The organism is Mesorhizobium sp. M4B.F.Ca.ET.089.01.1.1 (assembly GCF_004022605.1).
GTDB lineage: Bacteria > Pseudomonadota > Alphaproteobacteria > Rhizobiales > Rhizobiaceae > Mesorhizobium > Mesorhizobium abyssinicae.
Genome location: NZ_RZOS01000210.1, coordinates 1 through 9,610, shown reverse-complemented (window position 1 = coordinate 9,610; position 9,610 = coordinate 1). Strand labels below are relative to the sequence as shown.

10 protein-coding genes are annotated in these 9,610 nt (G+C 63.2%); 8 read left to right on the top strand and 2 right to left on the bottom strand.

The genetic code is table 11. The features are described from left to right. The 4 genes from EN780_RS19590 to EN780_RS19575 all read left to right on the top strand — a co-directional run. On the top strand, window positions 1–925 hold a 925-nt coding region (locus EN780_RS19590), incomplete at its 5' end, for an ATP-binding cassette domain-containing protein (protein ID WP_133372648.1). Then, the gene (locus EN780_RS19585) at window positions 922–1,935 is read left to right on the top strand and encodes an ABC transporter permease (protein WP_127394001.1); all 1,014 of its coding nucleotides are present in this window, start codon (window positions 922–924) and stop codon (window positions 1,933–1,935) included. The genes EN780_RS19590 and EN780_RS19585, both read left to right, overlap by 4 nt. 166 nt (window positions 1,936–2,101) lie before the next feature. After that, a complete protein-coding gene (locus EN780_RS19580; protein ID WP_128275045.1) occupies window positions 2,102–3,184 on the top strand; it encodes an exo-alpha-sialidase in 1,083 nt (360 codons plus the stop codon). A 5-nt stretch (window positions 3,185–3,189) separates the two neighbouring features. Beyond that, window positions 3,190–3,483, top strand: a complete 294-nt coding sequence (locus EN780_RS19575; protein ID WP_127286331.1) for a MoaD/ThiS family protein — start codon at window positions 3,190–3,192, stop codon at window positions 3,481–3,483. Window positions 3,484–3,557: 74 nt separating this feature from the next. Here the strand turns inward: EN780_RS19575 and EN780_RS19570 are convergent, their stop codons facing one another. After that, window positions 3,558–4,601 carry a substrate-binding domain-containing protein gene (locus EN780_RS19570; protein WP_128275044.1) on the bottom strand — a complete coding sequence of 348 codons (1,044 nt, stop codon included), beginning with the start codon at window positions 4,599–4,601 and terminating at the stop codon, window positions 3,558–3,560. 579 nt (window positions 4,602–5,180) lie between these two features. On the opposite strand from EN780_RS19570, the gene EN780_RS19565 reads away from it, so the two are divergent. From EN780_RS19565 to EN780_RS19555, 3 genes are all read left to right on the top strand, one after another. After that, on the top strand, window positions 5,181–5,819 hold the full coding sequence (locus EN780_RS19565; protein ID WP_127286333.1) for a PAS domain-containing protein: 639 nt from the start codon (window positions 5,181–5,183) through the stop codon (window positions 5,817–5,819). Window positions 5,820–5,945: 126 nt separating this feature from the next. Beyond that, on the top strand, window positions 5,946–6,563 hold the full coding sequence (locus EN780_RS19560; RefSeq protein WP_127286334.1) for a PilZ domain-containing protein: 618 nt from the start codon (window positions 5,946–5,948) through the stop codon (window positions 6,561–6,563). Between the two features lie 261 nt (window positions 6,564–6,824). Further along, a complete protein-coding gene (locus tag EN780_RS19555; RefSeq protein ID WP_128275043.1) occupies window positions 6,825–7,430 on the top strand; it encodes a transglutaminase-like cysteine peptidase in 606 nt (201 codons plus the stop codon). Window positions 7,431–8,238: 808 nt separating this feature from the next. On the opposite strand, the gene EN780_RS19545 is transcribed toward EN780_RS19555, so the two are convergent. Next, window positions 8,239–8,895 (bottom strand): DUF2726 domain-containing protein, encoded by a 657-nt coding sequence (locus EN780_RS19545; RefSeq protein ID WP_128275041.1) that lies wholly within the window; start codon window positions 8,893–8,895, stop codon window positions 8,239–8,241. A 180-nt stretch (window positions 8,896–9,075) separates the two neighbouring features. On the opposite strand from EN780_RS19545, the gene EN780_RS19540 reads away from it, so the two are divergent. Continuing rightward, a partial coding sequence (locus EN780_RS19540; RefSeq protein WP_245500025.1) for an ankyrin repeat domain-containing protein occupies window positions 9,076–9,610 on the top strand: 535 nt, incomplete at its 3' end.

Here is a 9,610-nt window from a genome sequence, read left to right as displayed (position 1 = left end):
CTACATTTCACACCGGCTCGGCGACCTCGCGGCGATCGCCGATCGCGCCGTCGTCATGCGCGGTGGCCGCATCGTCGGCGCTTTTGCCAGGCCGATCGACTTCCCGGCGGCGGTTGCCGCCATGATCGGCCGGCCGCTGGAGGCCGCCACCCATCGTGGCGAGGCGTCGACCGCACCCGTGGTCCTGTCGGTCAAGGGCGCCAGGCTGGTCGCGGGCGCCGCACCTTTCGACCTCGAACTCCGCTCAGGCGAGGTCGTCGCCATCACCGGCACGCTTGGCTCCGGCAAGAGCCGGCTGCTGCGCGCCCTTTTCGGCCTTGCAACCCTTGCCGAAGGCACTTTCGGGCTTGATGGGAAACCCTGGCTTTCGAGCGGGCCAGGACAGTCGATCGAGAACGGCGTGTTCATGGTCGCTGAGGATCGCTGGCAATCCTCGCTGCTGCCTCCGGAAGTTCCCGGCGCCTCCATCGCCGGCACCATCGCCCTGCCGCATCTGAAACGCTGGTTTCCGGGCGGCCTGCTCAGGACCAAGCGCGAGCGCAAGGTCGCCGCCGAAGCGATCGCACGGCTCGGCATCAAGGCGCGCGGTCCGGACGACACGCTCGACGAGCTTTCCGGCGGCAACCAGCAGAAGGTCGTGCTCGCCCGCTGGCAGGCGGCGCCTTGTCGGCTGCTCCTGCTCGACGAGCCGTTCCAGGGCGTCGATGTCGGCGCTCGCGCCGACCTGATCGCCGCCATCCGCGGCAGCCAGAGCGGCTCGGCCACGCTGATCGCGACCAGCGACACCGAGGAGGCGCTGGAAGTCGCCGACCGCATCCTCGTCATGCGCAACCATTCCCTTCATGCGGCCGAAGACGGCCATGGCCCGCTCAGCGACCGGATCGACAGGGTCGAGGGCGAGGAGACCGCCGGAGACCCGAGATGACCGAATTGACGACAACGCAAGCCGCCCCGCGTCCCTCGCTTCTGCGCGAGATCCGCCGATACGCGCTCTTCGCGCTGCTTGCCCTGATGGTCATCGGCTTCTGGTATGTGCAGCCCGCCTTCATCCGCTCGGCCAATCTGTTCTCGATCCTGCAGGCGGTTTCGGTGGTCGCGATCCTCGGCGTCGGCGTGTCGATCACCATGGCGGCGGATGGCTTCGATCTCTCGGTCGGCAGCGTCGCCGCCTCCTCGGTGATGGCGGCAAGCTACGCCATGGTCGTGTGGCAGATGGATGCCGCCGAAACGATGGCGCTTGTCCTGCTGATGGGCGCTCTGATCGGCCTCGCCAACGGGCTGCTGATCGTCCGCGTCGGCGTGCCGGATCTTCTCGCGACGCTGGCGACCATGTTCCTGCTGACCGGCCTGCAGCTGATCCCGACCGGCGGCCGCTCGATCACCGCCGGCATGGTGCTTCCCGACGGCTCGACGGTGCCCGGCACCTTCGATCCTGCCTTCCTGATCCTCGGACGCTCGCGGCTCCTCGACCTCGTTCCGCTGTCCGTCGTGGCGATGGCGCTCGTCGCCCTCGTCGCCTGGTTCCTGATGGAGCGCACGCGCTGGGGGCGCGTCTTCTATGCCATCGGCGGCAACGAGACGGCCGCGCACCTCTCCGGCGCGCCGACCAAGGCGTACCGCCTCTCCGCCTATGTCATTTCGGGCACGCTGGCATCGCTCGGCGGCCTGATCGTTGCCTCGCGCGTCGGCCGCGGCGACGTCTCGGCCGGCAACTCGCTGCTGCTAGACGCCGTCGCGGCCTCACTGATCGGCTATGCCGTGCTCGACAAGCGCCGCCCGCATGTGATCGGCACGGTCGTCGGCGCGATCTTCGTCGGCGTGCTCTTGAACGGCCTCACCATGCTGAACGCGCCCTACTACACGCAGGATTTCGTCAAGGGCGTCGTGCTGGTCGGCGCGCTGGCGGCGACCTTCGGCCTCGGAAAGAAGCGCTGAGAGCAATTCCAGGAAAAGTGTGTTTGCGGTTTTCGTCCGTAATTGCGGCGGCATATCTTCTCAGCTTGGCCTCGACGGGTTTAGACTGCAAAAAATTCTCTGATCCTGTCGGCTAGGCCCGCGCTCCGCCGTCCTTGATGGTAGCTATGCGAACGGGAGGAGAAAAATGCCGGAAAAAGTCCTGGTCCTGATCGGCACGAAAAAAGGCGCCTTCATCGCCGAGAGCGACGGCAAGCGCGGGTCTTGGAAGCTGCGTGGTCCGTTCTGCGAGCACTGGCCGATGAACCATGTCGTCGGCGACCCTAAGACCGGCGCGATCTACGGCGCCGGCGGCAATGAGTGGTTCGGGCCGGCGGTCTGGAAGTCGGACGACCTTGGCGAGACCTGGAAGCATTCCAGCGAGGGCTTGGCCTATGATGCCGGCGAGGAACCGATCAAGGCGGTGTGGAGCTTCGCAAGGCGCAACGGCAGCCTCTATGCCGGCGTGCAGCCGGCCGGCCTGTTTCGCTCCGATGACGACGGCGTCACCTGGAGCCACATCGAGGGCCTGCAGCGTCACCCAAGCCGCAAGGACTGGAACCCGGGCGGCGCCGGCCTCATCCTCCATTCCATCGTCACGCACCCCAGGGACGAGGAGCAGATCTGGGTGGGCATCTCGTCAGCGGGCGTGTTCTACACCTGGGACGGCGGCAAGACGTGGGAGCCACGCAACCGCGGCACACGCGCCGACTTCCTGCCCGAAGGACAAAACTATCCAGAGTTCGGCCAGTGCGTGCACTGCCTGGTGATGGCGCCCGGCAAGCCCGATCGGCTCTACCAGCAGAACCATTGCGGCATGTACCGCTCCGATGACGGCGGCAAGAGCTGGCAGAGCATCGAGAAGGGCCTTCCTTCGACGTTCGGATTTCCCGCGGCCACGCATCCGCGCGACGCCGACACGCTGTTCCTTCTGCCGCTCAACGGCGACAGTGCCGGCCGCTACGTGCCGGACGCGAAGGCGGCGGTCTGGAAGACCGAAGATGCGGGCGCCACCTGGTTGGACGAGCGCAAGGGCCTGCCGCAGGAGAACTGCTATGCGGGCGTGTTGCGGCAGGCTATGGCGACCGACAGCCTCGAGCCGGCCGGCGTCTATTTCGGCACCAGCGGCGGCTCGCTTTTCGCCAGTGCCGATGAAGGCGAAAACTGGTCGGAGATCGCTCAGCATCTGCCCGCGATCCTGTCCGTCGAGGCGATGGTGGTGAGCGAGTAACGCAAATGTCGAACGCCACCGCCCGCAATGTGCCCCTGGTCGTCGCGCGGCTCCCGGGCGTGCTCATCGACCTGTTTCCTGGCGCGCCGCGCCGGGTCGAACTGCCGGCCTCGACCGTGAAGGAAATGATTGACGGGCTGGACGCGCGCTGGCCCGGCATGCGCGACCGAATCTGCGATTCCCGCCCCGCGATCCGCCGCCACATGAACGTCTTCCTGGATGGTGAGAGGGCAACCCTGGAAACCAGGTTAGCGCCCGGCACCGAGGTTTTTGTCCTGACGGCAATCAGCGGCGGCTAGACGCAAAGGGCTGCCCAAGCCTTCGGGCAATTTCTCCTCTCCCGCGCGGCAAGCGAGGGAGAGGAGAAGGAAGATCAGTTGGTTGGAATCCAGCTGGCGGCGGCCGCGTCGCTCTGGCCGAAGGCGGGAAGCTTGGCATCGAGATCCTCGACCGTCTTGATGCCGTTCTTGCGCAGTTCCTCCTGCGTCAGCAGCACCGGCTTGACGACGATGCTGTGTCCCGGATCCTCGCCGGCGACCAGCTTGGCCGCGGCCCGCACCGAAACCGCGCCGACGACAGCCGGATTGGTGGCGGCGGTGGCGACCCACGGGCTTCCTTCCGCGGTGATCTCCGTGATGTCGGCTGTAGACACGTCGGCCGAGTAGATCTTCACCTTGCCGGAGATGCCGAGTTCGTCGGTGGCGAGTTTCACGCCGCGCGCGAACTCGTCATAGGGAGCGAAGACGACGCTGATATCGGGATTGGCCTGGAAGGCCGCCTTGGTCTGATCGGCGGTCGACACCGCGGTCGTGTCGTTGACCGTTCCCCAGCGCGCCTTCTCGACGATGCCGGGATTGGCCTTCTTGGTCTCGTCCCAGATCTCGTTGCGGCGGTCGAGCGGCGCGAAGCCGGCGACATAGACATAGCCTGCATGGAACGACGTACCGTTGTCCTTGAGCGCCTGGCCGAGCGCCGCCTTGGCAAGCTCGTGATCGGACTGTTCGACCTGCGGGATTTTGGGATTGTCGAGATTGACGTCGAAGGCGACGACCTTGATGCCGGCATCGAGCGCCTTTTGCGCAACGTCCTTCAGCGCCTCGGGCTGGCCGTGGTCGATGATGATGGCCTGCACGCCGAGATTGATCGCCTGCTCGATCTGATCGCGCTGCGCGGCCGCGTCCTGCCGGCCGGAAAAGATCTGCAGGTCGATGTCGAGCGCTTTCGCCTGTTTCGTCGCGCCGGCCTGATAGGCCTGGAAGAAATCACCGGTCGAGATGAAGGTGACGAGCGCCACCTTTACGCCGCCCTTGTCGAAGGGCGCCGGAGCACCGGCGATCCCCGCAGCGGACGCCGCACCGACTGGCACGGCGCAAGCGAGCAGGCCGGCGGCGAATAGTCCTAGAATGGAAGTCTTCATGAGAAATTCCCCGTGAATACGCCGACAAGGCACGTCTCCGGACTGCGGGATCGCCGCCGTCGCGCCTCGATGTGCGAATTCGCGAAAGGTACAGCGGCGGCGGAGCCGCCCGGAACGCAGATTTTTCTCTTTCCAAGCGTGCGATTGGCAAATGTTGCTGTTACCAATCACGCTGTCCGGGGATCGCGCGGCGAGCCTGCGCTCGAGGGCGTCATGGCTGTTGCGGCCGCTGGAGAGCTTCCCGCCCGCTCATGCCGCGAATCGCTGCATGCGCGAATCAAAAAGAAGCCGTCCAAGGTCCCCCCTTGAACGGCCGGTCGAGCCCCCTGCTCCCCTGAAACTCTTAACTGAAGTGCTGCCGATCGTCGCGAAACGAGCGCTTCTGGAGTGGTTTTGGTGTGCCACAGGCAGGGTTCGGCGGCAACGTAAACCACTTGTTAACCTTAACGTCCCCGACCCGTGAACAAGTGTTAACGATGCTGGCACGCATCCTGCTCCGCAACGCATGTAGTCATCGGAGGGCGCCCTGTCTGTTCGCCGATGGGACATGAAAAGAAAGATTGCGCGAAAGAGCACACAATGAACCAGAACGGATCGATCACGCTGTTCCAATATTGGAACCAGCTGCGTGATGGGCGCCCCGCCCCGAAGCGTTCGGAAGTGGAGCCCGCCGACATCAAGTCGCTTTTGGCCGACACATTCATCCTGGAAAGGGATACGCGCGGTGAAGCCGTGTTCCGGCTGGCCGGGACGAGGCTTTGCGCCGGCTATGGCCGCGAGCTCAAGGGGTTCTCCTTCCCCTCGCTGTGGCGCGAGAAGGACCAACGGCTCGTCTCGCGACTGGTCCACGGCGTCTTCGAGCAGAAGTCCGTGGTGCTCATCACCTATGAGGGCTTCAGCCGCAACGGCCGTTCCAACAAGTTCGAGCTGCTTGCGCTGCCGCTCGACGGCGGCGTCGAGAATCCGCGCTGCCTCGGCGTCATCAGCGCCGCCGAAAGACCATTCTGGCTCGGCGCCGATCCGATCACCGACGCGCTGATCGATTCGATCCGCGTCGTCGATCCGGACAAGGAGCCGATGTTCCTGAAGAACCGGCCGGCGATCAACGTTCCCTCGCTTGTTCCGTCCGAATTCGACCCGCCAGAAACGTTTTCAGCGCTCGGCCGCGCACGTCGCATCCGTCATCTGGTCGTGTTCGAGGGCGGGCGCGGCGAATAGCCAAATCCGTCTCCAGATCGAGCGCAAAGGGCTCGGCTTTTCCCCTTTGTTAACCTGCTTTGCTGTAGTTTTGCGGGTGAAATTCCTCGCATCTACGCGCGGAATGCCAACGGGGTGTAGGCAGTCATGAGGTCAACGGCGGTCGACTACGCGCCGTCCCGCGCCGAAAGGCGTAACTTTCAGCGCGTCCGGGTCAAGATCTATGGGCGCTTCATGCTGGAGGACCGCACCGAGCACCCGTGCCAGGTGATCGACATGTCGCCGGGCAACGTCGCGCTCCGCACCGAGCGGGTCGGCATGCCGGGCGAGAAGGTCATCGCCTATATCGACCACATCGGCCGCGTCGAGGGCATCGTGACCCGCACCTCGCAGGACGGCTTCGCGATGACGGTCATCGCCTCGGACCGCAAGAAGGACAAGCTCGCCGCGCAGCTGACCTGGCTTGCCAACAAGCACGAGCTCGACCTGCCGGAAGACCGCCGCCACGAACGCGTCGCGCCGCGCAACCCGATGAGCGTGCTTCAGCTCACCGACGGGCGCCAGTACCAGTGCCGCATCATCGACCTGTCGCTCTCGGGCGCGGCGGTCGAGATCGACGTCAAGCCGGCGATCGGCGTGCAGATCATGCTGGGCACGATGCGCGGCCAGGTGGTGCGTCATTTCGAGGATGGCGTCGCCGTCGAATTCGCCGTCATCCAGCGGCCGGAAACACTGGATTCCGAATTCAACACGCCGCGCGCCTGACGAACGGCGCGCGACCAACAACCGAACCGGCCCCTCGCGGCCGGTTTTTTGTTTTTCGCCCGCCCCGCACCCGCCTGCGCCCGTTAACGAACATCGACCATTCGGCGCAATGCCGCCCTTAACAAGCCCGCCAGAATTTTAGACCAAGCTAATTCAAATTTTATGCTTATTCTATTGGGGTTTTACTCAATGTCTACTTCGGGTTTTTGCGTCAAATAAATCCGACTGTGGGATAGTCTCCTCGAACGGGGAGACTAAGCAATGAAAAAGACGAGGGGCAAGCTATTGCTCATGGCAATAGCGATGCAGCTTTCCGCTTGGGGAACGGCATATGCGGGACCGGCCTTCATGCACACCGGCGGCCGCACCACGCAGCCGGTCGGCCATTATGAATTCTGCCAGAAGCTTCCGCAGGAATGCACCGAACGCACGCCGAAGCAGGCGCCGATCGAACTGACGCGCAAGCTGTGGGCAGCGATCGTCAACATCAACAATTCGGTCAACACCAGGATCACGCCGCGCACCGACATGGAAATGTGGGGCAAGGAAGAGGTCTGGTCCTACCCCGACAGCGGTTTTGGCGACTGCGAGGACTATGCGCTGGAAAAGCGCCGCGAGCTGATGGACATCGGCGTGCCTGCTGGCGCCCTGCTGATGACGGTGGCGCGCCAGCCGAATGGCGACGGCCACGCGGTGCTCACCGTGCGCACCAGTCTCGGCGAGTTCATCCTCGACAATCTGCAGCCCAAGGTGATGGCCTGGACCGACACCCCCTACACCTATCTCAAGCGCCAATCGACAGAGAATTCGGGCGTTTGGGTGACGATCAATGACGGCCGCGAGGACGCGGTCGCCAGCGTCCGCTAAGGCGCCAATGCATGCCGCCCCGTGGGGGAATTTGGGGCGACGGCATGCATGAACAAGTTAAGGGCGTCGCCCTCATGCGACGTGCTTAGGGAGAAAACCCGGTCGAGTCCCCACCCTCCCCGTCCCCAACGACCGGGTTTTAGGAGCCGGCCCTGTCCCCGGGCCGGCTCCGCCATTTCTTGCAAGTCGTCGAACCATGAAGTATTAGAGACTTCGTAAGTGCGGAGGCGAGCGATCTCAGCTCGTCTGGGAGCCGATATCGGCGACTGAATGGATGTTGATTTAGAATCGGCATCTACCGTTGATACTGCGGAGTGGCACTCTTATGGGTGCTGTCTCGTGCGAGGGCTTTCCCTTCCGAAAGAGGGGCAACCGCTGACGGTTGCTGCACATCCGCTTCATGTTGATGAAGCAAGGATGTGCAAGATGTGCAAATCAAAGAAATTGGCAAGAATCAGGACTAGGCTCGCCTGCAACCAAGACGGGCGATGCTTCTATTGTGAATTTCCGATGTGGGATCGCGACCCAACAGGATTTTCCGAGCGCTACAATATCCCCGTTGGATCGCTGGATCGCTTTCGCTGCACCGTAGAGCATCTGAACCCAAGGATGAATGGCGGCAAGGACAACCTCGATAACCTTGTAGCAGCATGCCGATTTTGCAATCAGAACCGACACAAGATGAAAGAAGTGCCATCGCCATTCGCCTTTCGACAGCACGTCCAAAAGCGAGTAAAGGCGGGGAGATGGCATCCACCTTAGTTCCACCACTTGTTGAGTGATGCACGGGCGTTGCGAGGCGATTTAACTATTGCGCCGCCGCGGGCCTATCCACGAGTTTCTCAACCAGCCGCCTGAGTTCGGAAGGTGTGGTGTGGCCACCGACAATCTCGTGGTAGCTGATGCCTGCTCGTCGCAACGCCTCCTTTTTGACCGCATCGCGCGCCGCTGCCGAACGCTGATGATGCGCGTGGCCTTGGTATTCGAGCGCATGCCGCGGCTGACAGTTCTCGTCGACGAGAAGTAGATCGACCCGTTTTGAGTTGATGCAGCTGTAGGCGTCCGCGTTCTCACTGCGCAGAATTTCTCCCAGCGATACTTGTGCCATGACCTGCCACTCAGGATTGCAGGCGATAACCATCCGGTCGAGTTCCTTGAAGACGCGCGCTTCACTCTTGTTGAGAAGTGCCTGAGCAGTGAATTTGGCCGCCATGACAATCCGCAATTGATCGGTAGCATCGATCTGTTTCGGAGCAGCCACACTCGGCTTCGCTGGCAGTATTCTGTTGGTGGCGGCGGCCTCCGCCCGCTTACGCGCCCAGCGCCAGCGATTCTTTTCTCTCCAAGCTTGCCTTCGCATTCTTGTCAGGCGGCGCTCTAAGGCCATGCCGGCAAGAACGCCAGCAAGGAAAATTACAATTAGTAGGAGGGGTTTCGCGATTAGCTCGGCAAACTCGGGCGGCATGCAAGTAAGCTACCTCCGTTACCTCGTTCCTTAATATGTGTTCAATTGCAACAATAAACGGCCAAGCGGTGCGGGATGTCAATTTGCTGCATTGCTGCGCTCTGAACCGCGGTGAACGCTCGGCATTCAGGATCCGTCGCGTCGCCCCGCGCATCAGAACATCCCGGCCCGACTTTCCACGTGCAATCGATCAAGGCATTGTGGGCCGTCAATTCCACCATGCGGATCGGTGCCATGCTGGAAATTCCCGAAGACCGTTGCGAGCGCGCCAGGCTATTCAAGGCCATAGACGACGCCTTCAAGGCCGGCGATTTCGACGGGCTCGGCATTGCCCTGGGCGGCGCGCCGCGCTGGTTCGACGAGCGCATGCCGTTCGAGCTCGGCCTCGGCCATCCGCTGGAGTATGCGATCTACTGGAGTCCGCTCGCCTTCATCTCGGCTTTGATCGAAGCGGGCTCGAATCCGAACTACGGCGACCATGCCGGATTTCCCTCTATTATCGCGGCGCTCTCCACCGAGCGGCCGGACAAGCACGACATCATCCGCGTGCTGATCGAGCGCGGCGCGGATCCCGACATGCGCGGCGTCAACGACTGGACGCCGCTGCATTATGCGGTGGCGATGCGCGATGCCGAGGCGATCCGCCTGCTTCTCGCGGCCGGCGCGGACCCGGCGCTCAGAACCCGCATCGACGACTATGCCACGGCGCTGGAGG

Bases quoted from the DNA above. Each gene is read 5' to 3' on its own strand.
- EN780_RS19545 (WP_128275041.1), bottom strand. From the start codon at position 8,895: ATGCCGCCCGAGTTTGCCGAGCTAATCGCGAAACCCCTCCTACTAATT.
- EN780_RS19560 (WP_127286334.1), top strand. From the start codon at position 5,946: ATGAGGTCAACGGCGGTCGACTACGCGCCGTCCCGCGCCGAAAGGCGT.
- EN780_RS19565 (WP_127286333.1), top strand. From the start codon at position 5,181: ATGAACCAGAACGGATCGATCACGCTGTTCCAATATTGGAACCAGCTG.
- EN780_RS19570 (WP_128275044.1), bottom strand. From the start codon at position 4,601: ATGAAGACTTCCATTCTAGGACTATTCGCCGCCGGCCTGCTCGCTTGC.
- EN780_RS19580 (WP_128275045.1), top strand. From the start codon at position 2,102: ATGCCGGAAAAAGTCCTGGTCCTGATCGGCACGAAAAAAGGCGCCTTC.
- EN780_RS19575 (WP_127286331.1), top strand. From the start codon at position 3,190: ATGTCGAACGCCACCGCCCGCAATGTGCCCCTGGTCGTCGCGCGGCTC.
- EN780_RS19585 (WP_127394001.1), top strand. From the start codon at position 922: ATGACCGAATTGACGACAACGCAAGCCGCCCCGCGTCCCTCGCTTCTG.
- EN780_RS19555 (WP_128275043.1), top strand. From the start codon at position 6,825: ATGAAAAAGACGAGGGGCAAGCTATTGCTCATGGCAATAGCGATGCAG.